A 21191-nucleotide genomic window follows, 5' to 3' on the forward strand; every position below is an offset into this window, starting at 1 on the left:
TGCCTCAGGACAGTCTATTTTGTACGGTGATTTTTCATTTCTGTTTCAAGCTGTACGATCTTCATCTGAAGCTCCTGATTCTCTGCCTTGAGTTTATCCAGTGCTTTTTCAGCATTCTCATACTTGATCTGTACTGAGATCAGTTCATGCTTTAAATCGTACATCTCCTTGTCTTTTGCCTCGATGTCGCTTTCTAATGCGCCGCCCTGTTTCTTGGCTTTAAAATAATCATCTGCTATATTTAAAGCAAGAAGCACACTTCTGGCTTCCGCACTCTGCTTGCGATATCCATCGCTGCTTGTACATTCCTCGATTTTATGGTTCAGATAAGTGGATACCTTCTGCAGATAATCTTCGCTTTCAAATCCGCTCAGGGTGAATACTTTGCCGCCTATCAAAACTTCTGTATAATTTTTTGACGATGCCATAAAGAACCTCCTTGCCGCCTAATCCTTTTTTCATTATAAACTATATTCTGATAAAAACCAACCACTTTTCGATATTTTCAGCAGAAATTCTGTTTTATTCTTTATCAGCCAGCTCAAAATGATTCTTTCTGACCTTCAAAATCCCCTCTTTTTCCATTTTTTTCAACTCATGTGACAGCACACTCCGGTTGATTCCCAGATAATTCGCCATCTGTTCTCTGTTAAATTCAATATCAAAGGCACTGCTTTTGTGTCGGCTTTGCTGAACTCTCAGATACCGCTCGATTCTTTCCCGGATTCCTCTGATTGACAGCAGTTCGATTTTCCTGCACTTGCGGATATCTTCATTTGCAAGGAAATGAACCGTCTTCTTGTAAAACTCAATCCTCTCACGTAGATCCAGAACACCCTCTTCTTCCATCGCCCGTACAGGGAACCAGAAAATATGCGCCTGTTCCGATGCATAAATATCATAAGGACTCGTCTTTTTTTCACTGACCGCAATCTCCACTCCCACAACAAACGAGCTGACCAGCTTCTGGACCAGCTGTTCGGTTCCATCCCGGTAATACTGCACTTTACAGAGCCCCCCGTCAAGCAGGATTCCGATATTGTTCAGTTTTTCTCTTTCTCTTATGATGATTTCGCCCTTGTCATAGGTTACGGTTCTGCCGCCTAACCGGTCAATGATCTCATCCGCCTTCTTCCGATCCATATCACAGAAGAAAATGCTCCGGTAAATCGCTTCCCTGTCTTGTTCTTTCTGCATTTATGCTGCCACCTTCTGCCCGTTTTCTTATTTGTCCATTATAGCATCTGTCACGCTATCCTTCAAGGAACAGCACTTTTTCTTCCGGAAATGCGAGTGCATCCGGCATTCCTTTTTCTTCCAGAGTGGCAGAAATCTCTCTTTGGACAAACCAGCAGAAATCCTCACATCCCGACTCGCATCGGATAAAATATTTTCGTTCAAATGGATAATCCACACTTTTCCATTCTTTAACTTTCAGCATAGCCCCGGATATCGTTCCATACACCGGAATCAGATCATGAGCTCGGATCCCGATTGCCTTCACATTCTCCGGCACACTACGTCCTTTAAAAATCAGCTGCACATCCCAGTCTTTCACATACACCGTCTGCGCATCCATCCGGTAAACATCTGCAATATTTTTACATCCGGTGAGTCTTGCCGCTGTTTTATAGCGCGGTGCATTAAATACTTCTTTTACCGGACCCAGGCGTATTCCATGTCCATCTTCAATTACCAGAACCTCTTCACTGAAGCTGTAGATTTCATCCCTGCTGTGGGACACCATGATCACCGTACCTTCATAATCACTCAGCATTTCCATCAGCTCGGTCAGCATCCGCTCCCGAAGATACGCATCCAGTGCCGAAAATGGTTCATCCAGAAGGATCACATCCGGTTCATATGCCATAATCCGTGCCAGTGCCGTTCTCTGCTGCTGTCCGCCGGAAAGCTTTGACGGATAAAGCTTTTCCAGTCCGTTCAGCTGGAAATGATGGATCAACTGTTCTACCATTTTCTGCTTATCTTCTTTGTTTCCGGTAAATCCAATCCCGATATTCTGCTCCACGGTCATGTTCGGAAACAGCGCATAGTTCTGAAAAAGATAACCAACTTTCCTTTTTTGTGGCTTCAAAAAAATATTTTTTCCGGCATCAAAAAGGGTAACTCCGTCGATCACGATTCGCCCTTTTTCCGGTCTTTCAATCCCGGCAATACTTTTCAAGGTCAGGCTTTTCCCACATCCGGAAGCGCCCAGGATGCCGATCCGCTTTTTTTCACTTTTAAAGCCAACATCCAGCCTGAATTTTCCATACTGTTTTTTTATCTCAAGATCTACCATTGCTTTGTATGTTTCATTCCCTTTCCAAATGCCAGATTCATAAGTACTACTATTCCAAATGCGATCAGGATTACAATTCCGACCCACACGCCTGCCGTCTGATAATCTCCGTCCTGTATGACCATTGCAATCCTCTGGGAAATGGTTGCCGTCTTTCCGGGAATATTGCCCGCAAGCATGGAGGTCGCACCGTATTCTCCAAGTGCTCTTGCAAATGCAAGAATTGTACCGGATGCAACTCCAGGGCCTGCCGCCGGCATGATCACCCTCCAGAAAATCTTCCACTCCGGCATACCGAGCGTCTGCGCCGCATAGATCAGGTTCACATCCACCTGTTCAAATGCTGCTCTTGCATTTCGGTACATCAGCGGAAATGCAATCACAGTTGCCGCGATCACGCATCCTGCCCAAGACTGTACGATCTTGATATCAAATGTCGTATAAAGATACGATCCAACGGTTCTTCTCGTACTGAAAATGAGTAGCAGGAAAAATCCTGCAACCGTCGGCGGAAGCACCAGCGGCAGTGTCAGAACTCCATCCAGCACAGCCCTGAGACCCGTCTTCGCTTTCAGCACCTTTCTTGCTGCCCATATTCCCAGGAAGAATGACACGATCGTTGCTGCGATTCCTGTTTTGATTGAAATGAAAAGCGGACTCCAGTCAAGTCCTGCAAGGATCTGTCTTATTTCTTCCATATCGTTCCTCTTTTACTCTACGTTTGTATCGAAATAGTAGCTGTCAAAGATCTTCTTTGCGTCATCGGATGTTACATATGCAAGGAAATCATCGGCTACTTTTTTCTTTGCAGCATCTGCCTCTTTATTTTCCACACGGCAGATCGGATAAATCACGTTACCTGTCAGATCATAGCTTACTGTCTGAAGGATCTTGATCTGATCCTCATATCCGTATGTATCAGAATAATAAGTTGTTCCAACTTCGCATGCACCCTCTGTAACGGCGATCAGCACCTTGCTTACATTTGCCTGCTCACTGATTTCTGCTCCACCAAGAGCTTCAGAAACCTGTTCTGTTGTGATGGTAGACGCATCGTCTACTTTGTCCAGAATTCCGAGATTCATCAACGCCTGACGGGTGTATTTTCCAACTGGTACGCTTCCGCCTGCAAGTGCAATGCTCTTTGCCTCATTTAAGTTTTCAAGCCCGGTTACTGCTGTATCACTGTCCTTTAATGTGATAACAACTACCTGGTTGTTCACTACATTATGGCGAGTTCCTTCTACTACCAGTCCGTCAGCCTCAAGCTGATCCATCTGTTTCTGTGCTGCGGAGAAGAACAGGTCACACTCATATCCTTCTTCGATCTGTGTCAGCAGAGTTCCTGAGCTGTCTGCATTGTAGACGATCTTCACATTCGGATGCTCTTTTTCATAACGCTCCGCAATATCTGTCATTGCCGTATTCAAGCTGGCTGCGATAAATACCTGAAGCTCTACATCATCTTCTTTGTCAGCCTTTGTTTCTGTCTTTTTGCCTTCTGTTTTTGTGTCGGTCTTTTTACCGCCACATGCAGCAAGTGATGCTGTCATCAGCAGAACCAGACCTGCTGCCACTGTTTTCTTAAATGAGTTATTCTTTCTCATAATTTTAATATATTCCTTTTCCAAATCCACAGTTTGGGAACGTACACACCGGACAGGACAGACAAAGTCCTCCCTGTCCAAGAAGCTGGAAATCTTTTTCATGCAGCTTTTCATCACACATAATCCTCGGAAGAACCAGATCAAAAATCGTCCGTTTTGCATACATCACGCATCCCGGAAGACCCATGACCGGAATCTGTCTGCCTTCTTTTTCACAATAAGCAAGCATAAACATGGCTCCCGGAAGAACCGGTGCCCCATAAGTCACCACTTCCGTACAGGCATTTTTGATCGCAAGTGGAGTCCTGTCATCCGGATCCACACTCATTCCACCGGTACAGACGATCAGGTCAGAACCATCCTCGATCAGAGTCTGGATTGCTTCTGTGATCATCTCATGATCATCGTTGCACTGGATCTGCTTCACCTCTGTAACGCCACATTCTTTCAGTTTTTCGATCACAACCGGAGTAAATTTATCCTCGATCCGGTGATAATACACTTCGCTTCCCGTCGTTACGATTCCCGCTTTTTTCTCCTGGTACGGAAGAATCCGGAAAATCGGTTCTTTTCCTGCCACTTCACAGGCCTTCTGCATCTTTTCTTCTTCGATCACAAGCGGAATGATCCTTGTTCCTGCAATCTTATCTCCGGTTTTCACCGGAAAATTTCCATGTCTGGATGCGATCATCATCTCACCAAGACTGTTCACCGCATTCAGCTTTTCGGTATTGATCTTCAATATCCCTTCACAGTCGGCGATCAGTTCGATTTTTCCTTCCTTCACTCCGGAAGGATGCATATGCTCACCCTGACAGATCTGACGCAAGATCTCAGCCGCCTCATTTTCATGAAGCATACCTTCCTGTTTTTCCCAGATATAAAGATTCTCTTTTCCCACAGATAAAAGTACCGGAATGTCTTCTTCGGTAACAATATGTCCCTTCCGGAAAACAGCATCCTTTACAACTCCCGGAATGATCTGTGTAATGTCATGGCACAGCACCTGCCCCACTGCATCTTCTGTTCTTACCAGTTTCATTTTTTGTTCCTCACTTTATATGGATTATGGCATAAAAAATACCTGCCGTCACTGCGGCAGGTATTCTGCCCAAACCTTTTTATATTTTACCATAAAAAGGATGGATAAATAAGTTGTCCAGACAACTTTTTATTTTGTTTTATAGACAAAATCGATTGCTTCCGCAACTCCGTTTCCGATCTTTCGTGCTTTATCCGAAATCGTATAACAAAGTTTTTCCTCTATCCTTGCATCCACATCTCCGATCTTCAATCCTTTTTTGACCGGTACACCTTCCTGGAGCATCCCACGGACAATCCCGTGGAGCCTCGCATAGATAGGTTCATCTCCGCACCTTGCAACAATCTGCCCTTTTTTCACCACATCACCAATTCTCGCGACCGGATGCATGATTCCGTCTGCGGATGCCTTTAAAAGGCGTTCCACCGTATAGCCGCCAATATTTCCCGGAATTCCGGTGTTGGGGATTGCACTTCCCTCGCGGATCACCTCGCCCAGATGCTCACCTCTTTGCGTTTCAATCACAAAATGGCAGTCTCCGGCTGCCGTAAAGCCCGGTCCGATACCGATAACAAGAGGAGCGTCACTGATCCGGGTCCCAAGATTCTTTTTTGCCATGATCCCGTCAACCAGTACATCCGGCAGATATTCTTTCCGCACTTCTGCTTTTTCATCCACCATGACAGCAATTTTCCGCGTTGCCATAATTGCTTCTGCTTCTTCAAAACTTTCGGCAAGAACTGCTTCCATTCCTTCTACCACTGCATGTTCTTCGTATACCGCTCTTGAAAATGCCACCTCGCGTCTTACGGCGAGTGGGATGGCAACATCCGTCATCAGGATCTGATGTCCTCTTTCCCACAGCTCTGCCGCAATTCCCGTGGCAAGATCCCCGGCTCCTCTTATCAGGATCTTCATTTACTCTTCTTTCTCCTTTGGTAAAACCAGATTCAGGAACACTGCAACCAGAGTAGACAGTGCAACCGGTGATTTACCGAAAATGGTTGTTACCCATGCAGGAAGCTGTGCAAGTGCTGCATTTGCCTGTGTCACACCCATTCCGAGTGCGATGGCAAGTCCTACGATGGATGTATTTCTATAATTCATCTTTGAATTATTGATCAGTTTGATACCCGTCATGGAAATCATTGCAAATACAGAGATTGTTGCGCCTCCAAGCACACATGACGGAATAGTCAGAAGAATGTATGCGATCTTTGGCATGATTCCTGCAACCAGCATGATCATCGCTGCAATTCCAAACACTCTCTTTGCCACTACTTTCGTAGAACTTACGATTCCGACATTCTGACTGTAGGTCGCTGTCGGGAGTCCACTAAAAAATGCGCAGACAATATTGCTGACTCCATAACCAATGATACCACCGCTTAATTCCTCATCCGTCGGCATACGGTCCATTCCTCCGGTCGTCGTTGCTGAAAAGTCTCCGATTGCCTGAATAGAGCTGATTGCGAACAATACCGCAATCGCAACACATGAGGATGGCTCGAATTTAATTCCGAAATGCATCGGCTGTGGGAACTGTACCCATTTTGCCGTTAATACGGAAGAAAAATCCACCATTCCAAAGCCAAGCGCAACTACATATCCAACTATGATTCCGATCAGAACGGAAGAAAGCTTTAAAAAGCCCTTTCCAAAATGATTTAGTCCTGTTACGACTACCAGTGTGATGATCGCAACAAGCCAGTTCTGCCATGAACCATAATCCGCACTTCCTGCTCCACCTGCCATATAATTGACTGCGGTCGGATACAGCGAAAGTCCGATCGCAAATACAACCGTTCCCGTAACCAGCGGCGGGAAAAGATGACGGATCTGTTTGATAAATATTCCTACAATAATCGCAACAATACCGCCCACGATCTGTGCACCAAGTATTGTTCCAACATCTGCATCCTGTGCAATTGACTGCATGATCGGCACATACGCAAAGCTGATTCCCATAATAACCGGAAGCCCGGCTCCTATCTGATAAGACTTAAATTTGATAAACGGAAAAAGCTGGATGAATGTCGAAATCGCTGACATTGCAAGAGATGCCTGAATCAGGACAACCGTGTCTGATTCTGAAAGTCCGGACACACCGGCAAGAATGATCGCCGGTGCAACACAGCCAATGATCATCGCCACTACATGCTGGAATGCCAGCGGAAGTGCCTGACCAAAGGATGGTTTTCCGTTAAGGTTAAATAGTTCCTGTGAAGTATTACTATCCTTCGTACTCACTTTTTTGCCTCCTTCTCTACCCACTTACAACTTTCGTTGTCAAAGCTATCGTATCTATGATAGCACGAATGGTTTCCAATGACAATTCGGCAATGTTCCATTTTTCAACACACAATTGCTTTATTTTTCCAAAATATTAACGAAACGATGTAATCCGTACTTTTTCACCAGAATCCCGTTCTACTCTTAAGGCGATTCTCTCTGCCATTTTCAGACGTTTTTCGTCATCTGCTTTGTTTAGCACAATATAGAAATCCTTTTCCGGCAGGACATTCTTTTTCCCGCCTTTTGCCGAAACAGCCAGCCCTGCCAGATCCTCCTCCGTCAGAACCTCTTCCACTGCTTTTCCAAGTACCTGTGCCACAAGCTCAGGTCGGAAACAGCAGTCTTTTATCCTTTGTCCGATGGCATCGAGTCCATATACAGAAAGGACTATCTGGATCTGCTTTGGAATAACCGGTTCTTTCTCCCCCGGCACTTTCGCCGGAAACATCCGTGCACCATCCGCTTCTACAAGAACCGGCGCAGGAAGCTCCCAGATCTTTTCCATTACCGGTACAGAAAGGCTTTTGATCCTGCCTCTTCCTGCATCCAGACCGGCGATCACCATGCCTTCTCTTTTATGCACTTCCAGAATTTTTTCGATAGAATCCTCCATTACAAAATAAGGGGCAGTCTCTTTTTTCATATGGGTTGTGGTCACCAGAACCGGGAGGGCACCCTTCTCTTGGTATTCAGCAAGCAGCTGTTTCAAAAGAGAAGTCTTACCTCCCGCACCCACGGCAGCAATTCTCGGTACCATCTGCTCCGTAAGTCCAAGTGCCATAAGCAGAGACTCTTTCCTTTGAAGCTTTCCATTTTCGATGACATATACATGGAAAGTTTTCTCTGTGCCTCCTTCTGTTATCCACATTTTTTCTATTTCCGGCATATAATCAATATCTTCCAACTCTTTTTCCAGGCTCACCTCGTAAAATACTGCTTTTTCCCGGTATCTGCGGAACACCTTTCTTCCTCCGGCATCTCCTTCCAGTTCCAGAAGTTCTTTCCCGTACTTTGCCGGAAACCAGACCGGATTGCCTTCCTGTCCATTCCAGGTCACACATCCCGGTACAACTTTTGCCTCCCGCTCCATCTTTTCCAGGAATCCTTCCACGCTTTCTTCTGTAAAATAAGGCTGATCCGCCACAAAAAATGCATAGGCATCAGCATCTCCTGCCGCACGGATCCCTGCTTTTACCGAATAGGCTGCTCCTTTATAGCTGTCTTTTGAAATCACTGTTTTTACCGGGAAACGTTCACCTTGTTGCTCGTTTTCCTGAAGTGCTTTTACCTGATGCTCAATCTCCGGATACTGTGTTACCACAATCATTTCCCATTCCGGATGCCTTTGACAGACTTTTACCAGACGGTCGAATAAATAGCGGAACATCGGCTTTTCATCCAACAGATAAAGCAGTTTGTTCTCTGCTTCTGATTGTGGCGGTTCTGTATTTTGCATCCTTTGACTGTTAAAACGGCGGCTGTTTCCAGCCGCCAGATAAATCAGTTTAATTTTCATTTTCCATAATTCCCATTGCTATCTGTTCACTTGTAATCGGAAGTTCACGGAACCACAGACCTGTTGCATTTGCGATTGCATGCGTCAATGCCGGAGCCGGTGTATTGATGACGATTTCGCCAATCGATTTTGCACCAAACGGTCCGGTCGGCTCATAGCTGCTCTCAAATTCCACATGCAGATTTCCCATATCCATTCGGGTCGGAATCTTGTACTGCATAAATGAATTGTTCAGAAGCTGTCCTTTTTCCGTGTACTGAATATTCTCATAAAGAGTCATGCCGATTCCTTGCACGATTCCGCCTTCCGCCTGCACCCTCGCAAGATTCGGGTTAATAACAGTTCCGCAGTCAACCACTGCATAGTAATCCAGAATCTCGACATGTCCTGTCTCCGGATCCAATTCGATTTCAACAGCGCCTGCCATATAAGGCGGCGGAGATACCGGCGAACTGTGGCTTTCTGTTACCTGAAGCGCAATATCACTTCCGCACATTGCCCCTGCTCCGATTGCCGCAAGTGTCACCTCTTCTCCGGTCTTATCGCTTCTTGCAATGTGTCCATCGAAATCAACCTCATCCACTTCACATTTCAGCATCTTCGCTGCCTGTCTGACGATCCGCTTTTTCAGTTCCTCACCGGCTCTTGTCACCGCCATACCGGTCACATAAGTCGTACTTGATGCATAAGAGCCTGAATCATACGGCGAAGTATCGGTATCTGCTCCGGATACTGCAATATCATCCAGATCACAGTCCAGACATTCTGCTGCCATCTGTGCAAGAATCGTATCACACCCGGTTCCCATGTCCGCTGCCGCGATTGACATATTGTAGACACCATCCTCGCCCAGTTTGATCGTTGCAGATCCGACATCTACATTGGAAATGCAGGATCCCTGCATGGCAAGTGCTACTCCGACGCTGCGGATTTTGCCATCCGGCATAACTTTTCTTGGATACTTTTCATCCCATCCGGACATTTCTTTTACTCTTGCAAGGCATTTGTCAAGTGCACAGCTATTCGCTGTCTCCCCATAATATGCCGGCATGAACTGTCCTTCTTTGACCATATTCTTCATACGGATCTCCATCGGATCCATGCCAAGTTTTTCTGCCAGTTCGTTAACAGATGTCTCAACCGCAAAGATTCCCTGCGTCGCTCCATATCCACGATAAGCTCCTGCTGCCATCCGGTTGGTATAGACCACATCGTAACGGAACCGGTATGCATCTAATGAACCATAAAGCGGAATCGCCTTATGTCCGGAAAGTCCGACCGTTGTCGGTCCATGTTCCCCGTATGCTCCTGTGTTAGAAAGTGTATACAGATCAATTGCCCGGATATTTCCCTCTTTATCTGCTCCCATGCGAACCGTCACCGCCATATCATGACGCGGTGAGGATGCAATCTGGGATTCCTCTCTTGTAAATACAATTTTCGATGGCTTTCCGGTTTTCCAGGTTACAAACGCCGGATAAACCTCACTTACCGCCGTCTGTTTTGCCCCAAATCCACCACCGATCCTCGGTTTAAACGCACGGATCTTGGATTTTGGTATGCCAAGTGCATTGGAAACAATACGGCGCACATGGTAAACGATCTGCGTAGAACTCATCACATTCAGTCTTCCATACATATCCATAAAGCAGACCGTCTGAAATGGTTCCATCATTGCCTGCTGTGCCGCTTTGACATGATATGTATGTTCTACAACAACATCGCATTCTGCAAGAACTTTCTCTACATCCCCATGTCCATCTTCTGCCTGTGCACAAAGATTCCGCTTGTTATCTGCTCCTACCGGGCACAATGCCTTCCAGCTGTCCTCCGGATGCACCAGAATTGGACCATCCAGCGCTTCCTCAGGATCTAATACTGCCGGAAGAACCTCGTATTTGACCTTGATCATCTTCATTGCACGTTCTACGCAGGCTTCATTTTCTCCGGCAATGATCGCTACCGGATCTCCTACAAAGCGAACATGCTGGTCCAGGATCAACCGGTCATACGGACTAGGCTCCGGCCAGGTCTGTCCTGCAATTGTAAAACGCTGCTGCGGTACATCCTTCCAGGTATAGATTGCTTCAATTCCCGGCACACGCATTGCCACATCTGTCTTGATCTCCTGGATCATCGCATTGGCATGCGGACTTCTTAGAAGCTTAACGATCAGACAATCCTTTGGTGCCAGATCATTTGTATATACCGGCTTTCCAGTCACCAGTGCTTTCGCATCTTTTTTTACAAATGGTACTCCTACTGCTTTCATCTGGCTCCTCCTTTTCTTTTGTAGTCCAGAAAATCATGGATTCCTCTGAGCTGTCCCTCGTAGCCTGAACAGCGGCAGAGATTCCCCGCAAGGTATTCCCGGATCTCGTCATCACTTGGATCCGGATTCTCGCGGAAAAGTGCGATTGCATTCATGATCATACCCGGATTACAGAATCCGCACTGCTCCGCCCCCTGTCCTGCGATAAAAGAGCCAAATTCTTCTGCTTCCTCCTGCAGTCCTTCCAGCGTATCTACCTTGTGCCCGTCTGCTCTTGTAGCAAGCACGGAACAGGAAAGTACCGGCTTCTCATCTAAAAATACGGTACAAAGTCCACAGTTGGAAGTCTCACAACCGCGCTTTACGCTGTAACATCCATGATTTCTCACGAAATCGATCAGAAGCAGATCAGCTGCGATCTCTTCTGTAATCTTTTTTCCATTCAGTGTCAGACTAATCTGCATTCTTTTCACCTCCGTTTGTAATTCTCTCTAATGCTCTGCGGATCAGAACCTCTGCAAGATGGGTACGATACGCTGCACTTCCACGCATATTGCTTCCCATCGGCACCTGGGCTGCAAGCTCTTTTGCAAATTTTTTCAGATCTGTGCACGCATCCATCTGTTCTGCCGGAACGTGAATACAGACTGCTTTCATCGGTCTTGCCCCAACTGCCACCTTCAGTTCATCTCCATAACGGTCAGCAGCAACCGCCAGTACCGGAAAATCCGTCTTGGTATTACGGTGTGACTGATAGCTTCCCTTTCCTGGTGTTTTCTTTACGATCACACGGACAAGGATATCATTATCTCTCTCCATCTTTGCAAACTCTTCCAGAGAAATGATCCCACCTTTATAAAGTTCTACTTCTGTATCCAGTGCAAGGAAACAGGTCAGTACATCCGAAAATCCAAACCGTCCGAAAATACTTCCGCCGATCGTCGCAAGATTCCGGAACTGTACACCGACAATACTTCTCACACTTTCTCTGATCATGTTGCAGCTCAATTCATTTAATCCTTCGTGTAACTCCAGATCACGAAGGGATACCATACATCCAATCTTCCATGCATCCTCCGTCTCTTCAATCTGATCCAGTCCGAGTCCGGACAGATCGATTGCAGTCTGGATCTGCGCAGTACTCATTTTCAGCCAAAGCATTCCACCGACGATCCGGTTCGTCTTTTTCTGGTTCAGTTCATACGCCTGCTCCAGACTCTCTGCTTTCACATATTGTTTTATCTTCAGCATCGTCTCTTTCCTTTCTATTCTTCGTTCTTGTCAAATCCAAGATGGGTATACGCAAGATCTGTGACCACCCTTCCTCTTGGTGTTCTCTGTAAAAAGCCATTCTTCAGAAGATATGGCTCATAGACATCTTCTACGGTTCCGGCATCTTCCCCGATCGCTGCCGCAAGGGTATCCAGTCCTACCGGACCTCCCTGAAATTTTTCAATCATGGTCGTCAAAAGATTACGGTCTACATGATCAAGTCCAAGCCGGTCCACATCCAGAAGATCCAGTGCCTGCCTTGCCACCTCTTCGGTGATCACCCCCTCGTATTTGACCTGGGCAAAATCCCGGACTCTTTTCAAAAGCCGGTTGGCAAGCCTTGGCGTTCCTCTGGAACGTCTTGCCATCTCAAGGGCTCCCTTTTCATCGATCTCCACATCCAGCACGCCTGCTGAACGGATGATGATGGTCTGCAGTTCTTTTTCCGTATAAAATTCCAGACGGTTCACAACTCCGAAACGATCCCGGAGCGGAGCTGTCAGCATTCCGGCACGGGTGGTTGCCCCTACCAGTGTAAAATGCGGCAGATCAAGACGGATCGACCTTGCCGAAGCCCCTTTTCCGATCATAATATCGATTGCAAAATCTTCCATCGCCGGATAAAGTACTTCCTCCACCTGCCGGTTCAGTCGGTGGATCTCATCTACAAATAGCACATCTCCTTCCTGGAGATTATTAAGGATTGCCGCCATTTCCCCAGGTTTCTCGATCGCAGGGCCTGACGTGATCTTGATATTTACGCCCATTTCATTCGCAATGATCCCGGCGAGGGTTGTCTTTCCAAGTCCCGGCGGACCGTAAAACAGCACATGATCCAGCGCCTCTCCCCTGCTTTTTGCCGCTTCTATATAAATCTTAAGAGTCTCTTTTGCCTTCGCCTGTCCAATATAATCTTCCAGAAGCTGAGGTCTTAAATGGCTCTCAATTTTTACATCCTCTTCCAGATTCTCTGTGGTAATAATTCTTCTTCCCATCCTAATCCTCTTATATCAAATATTTGAGTGCACCCTTCAGCAGATCTTCCACCGTCGTGCTCTCATCCATTTCCACTTTTCGTACTGCCTGCAGTGCCTCAGTACTTCCATAGCCAAGCGCCGTAAGTGCCTGTACCGCATCTGCCTGAAGTCCTTGTGCATTTACCGTATCTTCAGCGGCTCCATTTGCCGCTTCCACCTGGTGATCCAGTACGTCCTCAATCTTCAGCTTATCCTTCAGTTCCACGATCAGCTTCTCCGCCGTCTTCTTGCCAATTCCCGGTGCTGCTGAAATTGCCTTGATGTCCTTCGACATCACGGCAAATCGAAGTTCGTCTGGTGTAAGCTGTGCCAGAATCCCAAGACCTCCTTTCGGTCCGATCCCACTGACACCGATCAGAAGCTTGAACACAGAAAGCGCATCACGGTTTAAAAATCCATACAGCTGTATAGCATCTTCTTTGACATTCAGATAGGTGTGGATCTTCACTTTACTCCCAACCGGCGGAAGCTGTCCCATCGCCTGTCCGGACATAAAAATCCCGTAGCCCACGCCGCCTACATCTACAATCGCTTTATCTTCTTCGAGAGCTACAAGCTCCCCTCTTATATATGAAATCATCTCTTCCTCCCACGCTATGACAATACGATGCTGCCAAGTCTTTTGAGCATTTCATTTGCCACAACTCCGATAATAAATCCGGTGATCACTCCTGCGATCAGAAGCACCGGCACATAATAGGCGACGCTGAATGTCTCCACGACCAGCATCGCTACGATCAGCTGACCGACATTATGAAAGACACCACCTGCCATGCTGACTCCAAAAACACTGAATGATCCCCGCTTTTTCAAAATCACCATCACTGCAAGGCTTAAAAGTCCGCCTGCCAGACTGTATAAAATACTAAACAGACTGGCAAAAATAAATCCGGACAGCACGATACGCGTCACCGAAAGCAACAGGGCATCCTTTCCACCCATCTTGTACAGTGCCACCACAACGATCAGATTCGCCAGTCCAAGCTTAACCCCCGGAATCCCGATCTGAAACGGGATCAGAGTCTCTACATAACTAAATATCAGCGCAAGGGCAGTAAATACACCAAACCACGCTATTCTGACTGTATTTTTCTTCATATCTTAATTCGTCACCGCATCCAGTTCGGCTTCTTCTCCATCGACAATTTTCAGAACAATCTTATTCGGAAGGCAGATAATACTCTCTCCGTTCCTTGAAATTGCTTTCTGGTGTACACAGATCTGATCCGGACAGTTGGCCGCTGCCATTTTCACTTTTCCGTTCTCGATCTGCACGGTGTTCGTTCCTCCGTTGATCTTAAATGCACGCTCTTTCTGCAGATCCAGTGTCTCTACCACTTTCCCGTCAATCTGTATTTCTACAACGCCTGCGCTTTTCTGGCTCGTGAATAGATGTCCTGCAAAAAAAATGCTTGCCGCAGCAAATACAAGGAGGACAAGAATCAGATCATTCTTTTTGAAACCGGATGCTTTCTCCTCATGGCTCTTATTTTCTTTATGGCTCATAGGGTTCTCCTTTTTCTTTGTTTATTCTAACACATCATTTTATCTAATGCAATCAAGTGTTCGATTGATTTTTTTCATGGGGGAACGTATAATGGGGTAATTGGCGAAATGGACGGTCTGTGGGAAAAATGGAATAGAGACGCCGAGGGAGGAAATGGAAGTGTGCAGCTCTCAAGTTGTGCATACCATTCCGATGAACCTCTTAGGGCGAAAATCGTGTTCAGCAATGGCTTCCACGATTTTTGAGTTTCATCTCCATTGCACAAAATAGAGAGCTGCACACTTCCATTTCCTCCCTCGGCTGGTTATTGACTTTTTGCACAGACCTGGGATTCGTAAATTTTCATTATGTTGTTTGTTGAAGGTTTATGAAAAAAATAATGCTGTGGATTATGTTTTGATAAATTTTACTGTATTGGGAAAATTTTATGTAATTAGTGTTTTAATGGTAGGAGGTTCTGCGATGAAAATAAGGAATTGGGGAATTGGTATTTGTTTGAGTTTGTTTGGGACTTTTTGTCTGGGGGGATGTTCTGGGAGTTCGCCGCAGCCGGTGTCGCGGACGGTTACCGTGTTTGATACGGTGGTGACGATTACGGTTTATGATAAGGATTCAGAGGATGTTCTGGATGCTTGTGTGGCGAAATGCGAGGATTATAATGCGCGGTTTAGCCGAACTTCGGAAGGAAGCGAGATTTATGAGCTGAACCATGCAAACGGGGAGCCTGTGACACTTTCGGGTGATACGGTGGATTTGATTCAGAAAGGCGTGGAATACAGCCGTCTGGCAGATGGAAAGTTTGATATTACGATCGCTCCACTTAGTGACTTGTGGGATTTTAAGAATAATACGGGGACCGTTCCGGATGATGCGGCGATTCAGGAAGCGAAAAGTCATATCGGATATGAGAATGTGAGGGTTGATGGAAATACGGTTCAGCTTCTGGATCCGAAGGCGGCTATTGATCTTGGCGGAATTGCAAAGGGATATATTGCGGATCAGCTGAAAGCATATCTGAAAGAGCAGAATGTATCCCATGCGCTGATCAATCTTGGCGGAAATGTGCTGGCTCTTGACGGCAAACCGGATGGCTCGGATTATAATATCGGGATCCAGAAGCCGTTTGCACAGAATGGAGAAGCGATCACCAGTGTAAAAATCAAGGATCAATCTGTGGTTTCTTCCGGGATTTATGAGCGGTATTTTAAGGTGGGCGACAAGATTTATCACCATATCTTAGATCCGAAAACCGGGTATCCTTATAAAAATAATCTGCTTGGGGTGAGTATTGTCTGTGACTCTTCTACGGAAGCGGACGCACTTAGTACAACCTGCTTTGCGATGGGGTTAGATGATGGATTGAAATATATCGAAGGAATCAAGGGGGCAGAGGCACTCTTTATCACGGATGATTATGAGATTCATTACTCCAGCGGATTTCCAAAGTAAAAAAGTTGAATGATGTAGGTTGTGAGACAAATCAGAAAAATAAATGGTACCAGATTCAGTTGTAAAAAAAATTGAATCCGGTACCATTTATTTTTCTTATGCTTCCTGCTTCACTGTCTCTTCTCCTGGCAAAGCCCAGCGGATTTCGGCTTTGAAGAGGTCTGCTTCGGTTTCGATATGGAAGCTTCCACCCTGGAGACCTACAAAGCTTTTTACGATTGCAAGGCCAAGACCGGAGCCTTCGGTATTGCGGGACTCATCTCCGCGGACGAAGCGTTCTGTAATTTCTTCCGGATTGAAGGTGAGCTCGGTTGCGGAAATATTTTTCAGGCGGATAAATACATCTTTCTCCGTCTTTTCGATTTCCACATAAACTCTTGTTCCCGGAAGTGCATATTTTACAATGTTATTCAGAAGATTCTCAAAGATCCGGTAGGTCTTCTGACTGTCCAGACAAAGAATCACTTTTTCTTCCGGGAAAGTGGTCCTGAACTCCAGACCTTTTTCTTCGAACTTATCTTCCAGCTCAAATTTTACCTGTTTAAACAGATTGACGATATCCACGTTCATCAAATTCAGCTTTACATTCTGGCTGCTTGCTTTGCTGATCTCAAAGAGGTCTTCGATCAGGACTTTCAGACGCATAGATTTGCGTTCCAGAATATCAATATAATCCTTTCGCTTTTCCTCATCTTTCTCGTCTTTCAACAGATTCACATAGGTTATGATCGCAGTCAGCGGTGTTTTCAGATCATGTGATACGTTTGTGATCAGTTCTGTTTTCATACGCTGGCTTTTTACTTCTTCCTTTACCGCTTTCTTAAATCCGGTCTGGATCTTCTGGATTTCATTACGGAACGGACTGAACACACCAAGATCACCTTCAATCTCTACATCCAGATTTCCGTCTGCAATTTTATTGGTTGCCTCCAAAAGCAATGCATATTTTTTCCGGAGATCATTAAAATATTTTTGCAGGATCAGGAACAGGATTACAGAATATACGATCAGTCCTGCAATTCCGTAATACCAGAATGAACAGATCACCAGCAGTATTGCGAAATTGAACAGCACGATTTTCAAAATAATCTTATTGTTCTTTTCCTTGAAATTGAACTGATCCAGAGAATGATAAAATGCTTCGATCTTATCCTTGCACCAGTGGATACCGCCTCGGATTCCGTTTCCGAATCTTCTCCAGATCCAGATCAGCAGAACTCTTTTTTTCACATATTCCTTTACTCCAAGAAGCCGGATCTGGCGTACACAGCCGGATACCCAGTACATGACTGCAAAGAAAACAAACCAGACCAGAAAATCGATTGGCCACACATTTCCTTTCGCGTGCGTAATCAGTTCTCCAAGATAGCTGAAAATCAGGCTAATTCCAGTAATACCAGTTGCTATCGCAATTTCAAATGGTACATGGAAAATTTTTTCATCTCCTGTATGCAGATCTTTCTTCATCGGAATCAGCCATGCCAGAAGTGCGACCAACAATATAAGGGTCAAGATTGTATAAACCGCCGCGTTTCCCACCATTGAAGTAATCGGATATACCCGCATAACATAAGCATTCAGCTTTGCTTCCGTCATCATGAAATAATAGGTCCTGTCTTTTGGTGAAATATTTTCAATCTCACTTTCATCTTCATATTCAAATATTTTTTCCGGCAAATTTGAGGTCAGAATCTTCAGAACAGCTTCCTGCTTGGTTACTTCCGTTCCCATCACCTGATCAATCTTGATTTCACCGTTTTTGTCAAACGAGATCTTAATCCCAAGAGCATAATCTGCAAGCTCGGTATCTTTCACTTTTTCCCAGGAATCTCTATTCGATCGGTATCCATCGATTACCTCTCCGTTTGCATCCTGCACCTGGTAATTCATATATGCAATCTGCCGGTTAAATTTCTCATCAAATTCCGGATAATAATCATCCAGAAACTTTACGTTATATTCGTTTCCGGATTCTTTGGAATACAATACATAGCAGTCCCGGATAAATGTCTTCATAAAGGACTCACTCGTCCGGTAGTTCTGTGTCAGACTGTCCTGCTCCTTTTTTGCATTCTTATAAAAAGTATTATAGTTTCCTAACACGATCACCGTCGCAAGTAAGATTACGCCTAAAATCAGGACAATCCCAAATTTATGCCTGTTTTTCGATTTTGTATCCAACGCCCCACACCACCTTTAAATATTTTGGTTCTTTCGGGCAGCTCTCAATTTTTTCACGGATATTCCGGATATGGACCATGATCGTATCGGTATTGATCGCTTTTTCATTCCATACACGCTCGTAAATTTCCTCTGCCGAAAAAACTCTTCCAGGACTCTTCATAAGGAGAAGCAGGATTTTGTACTCAATCGGTGTCAGGCGCACCGGCTCTCCGTCAACCGATACCTCCACCGTTTCTTCATTCAGCTCCAGACCGCCTATCACATGGATATTCTGATTTTCTTCACGGTCTCTTAGCTTCTCTGCAAACATCCGGTATCTTCTGAGCTGTGAATTCACCCTCGCAAGAAGCTCCATCGGTGTAAATGGCTTCGTCACATAATCATCTGCCCCGATATTCAGTCCCATGATCTTATCCACTTCCTCTGATTTTGCTGACAGCATGATCACCGGAAAATCATATTTTTCCCGAAGCTTCATCGTCATACGGATTCCATCCATACGCGGCATCATAATATCCACGATTGCAAGATGGATTTCTTCTTTCTCGATCACTTCCAGACCTTCAATTCCATCTGCCGCCTGAAATACTTCGTATCCCTGACTTTTCAGGTAAATTTCCACACCTTCTCTGATTTCCTTGTCGTCTTCAACGACCAGTACATGATTCATTTCCATAACTGCTTTTCTCCTCTTTTTCTCATCCTTGACTATAGTCTATCTCTTAAAGCTAAAGAGAACCGGAATAGATTTCTAAAGAATTTCTAAAAAAACGAAAAAGCTTTTCAGCAAAGCACTGCTGCCTTGCCAAAAAGCCCATCACCATCAGATACTTATTTAATAACCATAATAGCTGATACCACCACCAACTACTACAATCAAAATAAAGAAGGCCACAAGTACATACGAAATAACCTGAAGAATCAGGGATGCTCTGCAGTAGTTACGTCGGTTCAGATTGCCACTATTACCAAACGCCCAGATAATATACAGGATCAGTCCCGCACATGGAATAATTCCGACAATCAGCGTTAAAAGCCATTCTCCGGTAGAAAGTGGAGATAGATCCATCTGCTTTGGCGGCATCTGATAATTGTTCTGGCTATTGTAATTGTTATTGTAGCCGCTCGCGTTAAATCCGGTATTATAACCGCTATTCTGATACTGGTTGTCAGAGTACCCATTGGTATAAGCTCCGCTCTGATTGGTTCCGTTATAATACGAATTTCCGTTGTAAGTATTATTTTCATAAGTTCCATCCGAAGTTCCGGAATGGCAAGCGCTTTCGCCCGATGCTGACTGTCCGTAGCCGCTTCCGTTTTCTGACTTTGGCATTTCACCGTAAGTATATGCCGGATGACTTTTTTCTTCCTGCTTTAAATTATCGTCCGCTGCCTCTTTTGGCACGCTATTGTCATTCTTTGCCTGCGGCTCTGCTTCTGTATATCCTGCATTGGGATCGGTGTAAGAAGATGGACTCTTTTCCTCCCCTTCACTATTCTCAGTTATCTGGTTATTTAAGTTATTATCCATATCCCAAAACCTCCTGTGTATTCATTTTTTTCATCATAGCACACCAAAAAGCTGAAAACAATAGCTCTTTTTGCCAAATTGCCGAATTCAAAGACCAGATTCTGAATATCAAATCTATTAGCCGGTTATTTGATCCGCAGCCTCTGACCGACATAAATCAGATTCGGATTTTGTAGTTTGTTCAACCTTGCGATTTCCTGATAAGATGTTCCGTATATCGCTGCAATTTTCGAAAGCGTATCCCCGGATTTGACGATATGATACTTGTTTTCTTCGGCATTGACTCTGCTTTGTACTTCTTCATACCGTTTCCCCAGAACCGTTTTCCGCACTTCCCCGTTGCCATATTTCCCGGCACGCACTTCCTTTGCCAGTGTCTCTGTACTGGCACCGGAAATATAGTCGATCATCCCCTGCACTTCTCCATATCTGGTTCCAAGCCGGCTTTTCCGTTCTTCCCCATTTCCAAATTCTCCACGCATCGTCCAAAAAACCAGATCCAGCGTAGTTCCTTCCTGGTTTTCTTCCTCTTCAGAAGGTTTCTCTGGAGTTGTCTGGTTTCCTTTTCCAGCATACCGGCTCCACGCCTGCCGGTCTCCGTAGAATTTATTCAAATCCAGATTGCCATTCCATCCGCTTAATCTTCCCGAAGAACTGTACTGCCGCATCACACAGGCATATGCGCCCTCATTCCATGGATTTTCCTGGTACCCGATTGGCTCCATACTCGCGTACTGCGCTACCCACAGTCCATAGTTTCCGATATTCTGCAACCGGCTCATCATACTTTGCTGCACATAAACCACAGGATTGACGCTGGTCTTTGTTGAAATATAATTACACCAGGCTTTCACCCATTCCCGGTCATTCACACCAAATGCCGGATTGGACCGCCCTTCCCAGTCCAGCACAAGCATTGCCTCCCCCACACGGCTCCCTGCATTCTTCAGAAAATATTCTGCCTCCGCCTGTATATTTCCACCAGACGCATAGTGATAAATGCCCAGGCATTTCCCTGCTGTTTTCGCCTGACGGTAGGCTCTTTCGTAATCCGGATTTACATAACCGGTTCCTTCTGTCGCCTTAATTACCACAAAATCACACGGGACAACCGCAAGATTGATCCCACTTTGCCAGTTGCTGATGTCAATTCCATTTAATGCCATACCACTTCTAC

The 21191-nt window shown here is 45.4% G+C and carries 21 protein-coding genes; 1 reads left to right on the top strand and 20 read right to left on the bottom strand.

Annotated elements, in window-relative coordinates; translation table 11 throughout:
- Window positions 1–14 precede the first annotated feature (14 nt).
- The 16 genes from zapA to PGU50_RS04010 form a co-directional block, all read right to left on the bottom strand.
- Window positions 15–428, bottom strand: a complete 414-nt coding sequence (zapA, locus tag PGU50_RS03935; protein ID WP_008375194.1) for a cell division protein ZapA — start codon at window positions 426–428, stop codon at window positions 15–17.
- A gap of 94 nt (window positions 429–522) precedes the next feature.
- On the bottom strand, window positions 523–1197 hold the full coding sequence (locus PGU50_RS03940; protein WP_270246156.1) for a Crp/Fnr family transcriptional regulator: 675 nt from the start codon (window positions 1195–1197) through the stop codon (window positions 523–525).
- Window positions 1198–1252: 55 nt separating this feature from the next.
- A complete protein-coding gene (locus PGU50_RS03945) occupies window positions 1253–2302 on the bottom strand; it encodes a sulfate/molybdate ABC transporter ATP-binding protein (protein WP_270246157.1) in 1050 nt (349 codons plus the stop codon).
- Window positions 2296–3000 (bottom strand): molybdate ABC transporter permease subunit, encoded by a 705-nt coding sequence (gene modB, locus PGU50_RS03950; protein WP_270246158.1) that lies wholly within the window; start codon window positions 2998–3000, stop codon window positions 2296–2298. The genes PGU50_RS03945 and modB overlap by 7 nt, the downstream gene beginning before the upstream one ends.
- 12 nt (window positions 3001–3012) lie before the next feature.
- Window positions 3013–3909, bottom strand: a complete 897-nt coding sequence (gene modA / locus PGU50_RS03955) for a molybdate ABC transporter substrate-binding protein (RefSeq protein WP_270246159.1) — start codon at window positions 3907–3909, stop codon at window positions 3013–3015.
- A gap of 4 nt (window positions 3910–3913) precedes the next feature.
- Window positions 3914–4951 carry a molybdopterin-binding protein gene (locus PGU50_RS03960; protein WP_270246160.1) on the bottom strand — a complete coding sequence of 346 codons (1038 nt, stop codon included), beginning with the start codon at window positions 4949–4951 and terminating at the stop codon, window positions 3914–3916.
- 129 nt (window positions 4952–5080) lie between these two features.
- Window positions 5081–5869 (bottom strand): selenium-dependent molybdenum cofactor biosynthesis protein YqeB, encoded by a 789-nt coding sequence (gene yqeB, locus PGU50_RS03965; RefSeq protein WP_330672448.1) that lies wholly within the window; start codon window positions 5867–5869, stop codon window positions 5081–5083.
- On the bottom strand, window positions 5870–7201 hold the full coding sequence (locus tag PGU50_RS03970; RefSeq protein WP_195501830.1) for a uracil-xanthine permease family protein: 1332 nt from the start codon (window positions 7199–7201) through the stop codon (window positions 5870–5872).
- A 136-nt stretch (window positions 7202–7337) separates the two neighbouring features.
- Window positions 7338–8762: a selenium cofactor biosynthesis protein YqeC gene (gene yqeC / locus PGU50_RS03975; RefSeq protein ID WP_270246161.1), complete on the bottom strand. Its 1425-nt coding sequence runs from the start codon at window positions 8760–8762 to the stop codon at window positions 7338–7340.
- A complete protein-coding gene (locus tag PGU50_RS03980; protein ID WP_008375173.1) occupies window positions 8752–11034 on the bottom strand; it encodes a xanthine dehydrogenase family protein molybdopterin-binding subunit in 2283 nt (760 codons plus the stop codon). Before PGU50_RS03980 ends, yqeC begins: the two co-directional genes overlap by 11 nt.
- Complete coding sequence (locus tag PGU50_RS03985; protein ID WP_270246162.1) at window positions 11031–11498, bottom strand: (2Fe-2S)-binding protein; 468 nt, start codon at window positions 11496–11498, stop codon at window positions 11031–11033. Before PGU50_RS03985 ends, PGU50_RS03980 begins: the two co-directional genes overlap by 4 nt.
- Entirely contained in the window at window positions 11488–12285 is a 798-nt protein-coding gene (locus PGU50_RS03990; RefSeq protein ID WP_270246164.1) for an FAD binding domain-containing protein, read from the bottom strand. The genes PGU50_RS03985 and PGU50_RS03990 overlap by 11 nt, the downstream gene beginning before the upstream one ends.
- A 14-nt stretch (window positions 12286–12299) precedes the next feature.
- Window positions 12300–13301, bottom strand: coding sequence for a Holliday junction branch migration DNA helicase RuvB (gene ruvB / locus PGU50_RS03995; protein WP_117556028.1), 1002 nt, complete (start codon window positions 13299–13301; stop codon window positions 12300–12302).
- 10 nt (window positions 13302–13311) lie between these two features.
- Complete coding sequence (ruvA, locus tag PGU50_RS04000; protein WP_118198344.1) at window positions 13312–13923, bottom strand: Holliday junction branch migration protein RuvA; 612 nt, start codon at window positions 13921–13923, stop codon at window positions 13312–13314.
- 14 nt (window positions 13924–13937) lie between these two features.
- On the bottom strand, window positions 13938–14441 hold the full coding sequence (locus PGU50_RS04005; RefSeq protein ID WP_055155576.1) for a Gx transporter family protein: 504 nt from the start codon (window positions 14439–14441) through the stop codon (window positions 13938–13940).
- A 3-nt stretch (window positions 14442–14444) separates the two neighbouring features.
- The gene (locus tag PGU50_RS04010) at window positions 14445–14849 is read right to left on the bottom strand and encodes a NusG domain II-containing protein (protein ID WP_117823227.1); all 405 of its coding nucleotides are present in this window, start codon (window positions 14847–14849) and stop codon (window positions 14445–14447) included.
- A gap of 463 nt (window positions 14850–15312) precedes the next feature.
- Here PGU50_RS04010 and PGU50_RS04015 point away from each other — a divergent pair, with 463 nt between their 5' ends.
- The gene (locus PGU50_RS04015; protein WP_270246165.1) at window positions 15313–16299 is read left to right on the top strand and encodes an FAD:protein FMN transferase; all 987 of its coding nucleotides are present in this window, start codon (window positions 15313–15315) and stop codon (window positions 16297–16299) included.
- 96 nt (window positions 16300–16395) lie between these two features.
- Here the strand turns inward: PGU50_RS04015 and PGU50_RS04020 are convergent, their stop codons facing one another.
- The 4 genes from PGU50_RS04020 to PGU50_RS04035 form a co-directional block, all read right to left on the bottom strand.
- Window positions 16396–18480 carry a sensor histidine kinase gene (locus PGU50_RS04020; protein ID WP_270246166.1) on the bottom strand — a complete coding sequence of 695 codons (2085 nt, stop codon included), beginning with the start codon at window positions 18478–18480 and terminating at the stop codon, window positions 16396–16398.
- Window positions 18452–19159: a response regulator transcription factor gene (locus tag PGU50_RS04025; RefSeq protein WP_117823222.1), complete on the bottom strand. Its 708-nt coding sequence runs from the start codon at window positions 19157–19159 to the stop codon at window positions 18452–18454. Before PGU50_RS04025 ends, PGU50_RS04020 begins: the two co-directional genes overlap by 29 nt.
- Window positions 19160–19318: 159 nt before the next feature.
- On the bottom strand, window positions 19319–20014 hold the full coding sequence (locus PGU50_RS04030) for a hypothetical protein (RefSeq protein WP_270246167.1): 696 nt from the start codon (window positions 20012–20014) through the stop codon (window positions 19319–19321).
- 125 nt (window positions 20015–20139) lie between these two features.
- On the bottom strand, window positions 20140–21180 hold the full coding sequence (locus PGU50_RS04035; protein WP_270246168.1) for a GH25 family lysozyme: 1041 nt from the start codon (window positions 21178–21180) through the stop codon (window positions 20140–20142).
- Between the last annotated feature and the right edge of the window lie 11 nt (window positions 21181–21191).

The organism is Coprococcus sp. AM11-30B (assembly GCF_027674365.1).
Classification (GTDB): Bacteria; Bacillota; Clostridia; order Lachnospirales; family Lachnospiraceae; genus Allocoprococcus; species Allocoprococcus comes.

Bases quoted from the DNA above. Each gene is read 5' to 3' on its own strand.
- zapA (WP_008375194.1), bottom strand. From the start codon at position 428: ATGGCATCGTCAAAAAATTATACAGAAGTTTTGATAGGCGGCAAAGTA.
- PGU50_RS03940 (WP_270246156.1), bottom strand. From the start codon at position 1,197: ATGCAGAAAGAACAAGACAGGGAAGCGATTTACCGGAGCATTTTCTTC.
- PGU50_RS03945 (WP_270246157.1), bottom strand. From the start codon at position 2,302: ATGGTAGATCTTGAGATAAAAAAACAGTATGGAAAATTCAGGCTGGAT.
- modB (WP_270246158.1), bottom strand. From the start codon at position 3,000: ATGGAAGAAATAAGACAGATCCTTGCAGGACTTGACTGGAGTCCGCTT.
- modA (WP_270246159.1), bottom strand. From the start codon at position 3,909: ATGAGAAAGAATAACTCATTTAAGAAAACAGTGGCAGCAGGTCTGGTT.
- PGU50_RS03960 (WP_270246160.1), bottom strand. From the start codon at position 4,951: ATGAAACTGGTAAGAACAGAAGATGCAGTGGGGCAGGTGCTGTGCCAT.
- yqeB (WP_330672448.1), bottom strand. From the start codon at position 5,869: ATGAAGATCCTGATAAGAGGAGCCGGGGATCTTGCCACGGGAATTGCG.
- yqeC (WP_270246161.1), bottom strand. From the start codon at position 8,762: ATGAAAATTAAACTGATTTATCTGGCGGCTGGAAACAGCCGCCGTTTT.
- PGU50_RS03980 (WP_008375173.1), bottom strand. From the start codon at position 11,034: ATGAAAGCAGTAGGAGTACCATTTGTAAAAAAAGATGCGAAAGCACTG.
- PGU50_RS03985 (WP_270246162.1), bottom strand. From the start codon at position 11,498: ATGCAGATTAGTCTGACACTGAATGGAAAAAAGATTACAGAAGAGATC.
- PGU50_RS03990 (WP_270246164.1), bottom strand. From the start codon at position 12,285: ATGCTGAAGATAAAACAATATGTGAAAGCAGAGAGTCTGGAGCAGGCG.
- ruvB (WP_117556028.1), bottom strand. From the start codon at position 13,301: ATGGGAAGAAGAATTATTACCACAGAGAATCTGGAAGAGGATGTAAAA.
- ruvA (WP_118198344.1), bottom strand. From the start codon at position 13,923: ATGATTTCATATATAAGAGGGGAGCTTGTAGCTCTCGAAGAAGATAAA.
- PGU50_RS04005 (WP_055155576.1), bottom strand. From the start codon at position 14,441: ATGAAGAAAAATACAGTCAGAATAGCGTGGTTTGGTGTATTTACTGCC.
- PGU50_RS04010 (WP_117823227.1), bottom strand. From the start codon at position 14,849: ATGAGCCATAAAGAAAATAAGAGCCATGAGGAGAAAGCATCCGGTTTC.
- PGU50_RS04015 (WP_270246165.1), top strand. From the start codon at position 15,313: ATGAAAATAAGGAATTGGGGAATTGGTATTTGTTTGAGTTTGTTTGGG.
- PGU50_RS04025 (WP_117823222.1), bottom strand. From the start codon at position 19,159: ATGGAAATGAATCATGTACTGGTCGTTGAAGACGACAAGGAAATCAGA.
- PGU50_RS04030 (WP_270246167.1), bottom strand. From the start codon at position 20,014: ATGGATAATAACTTAAATAACCAGATAACTGAGAATAGTGAAGGGGAG.
- PGU50_RS04035 (WP_270246168.1), bottom strand. From the start codon at position 21,180: ATGGCATTAAATGGAATTGACATCAGCAACTGGCAAAGTGGGATCAAT.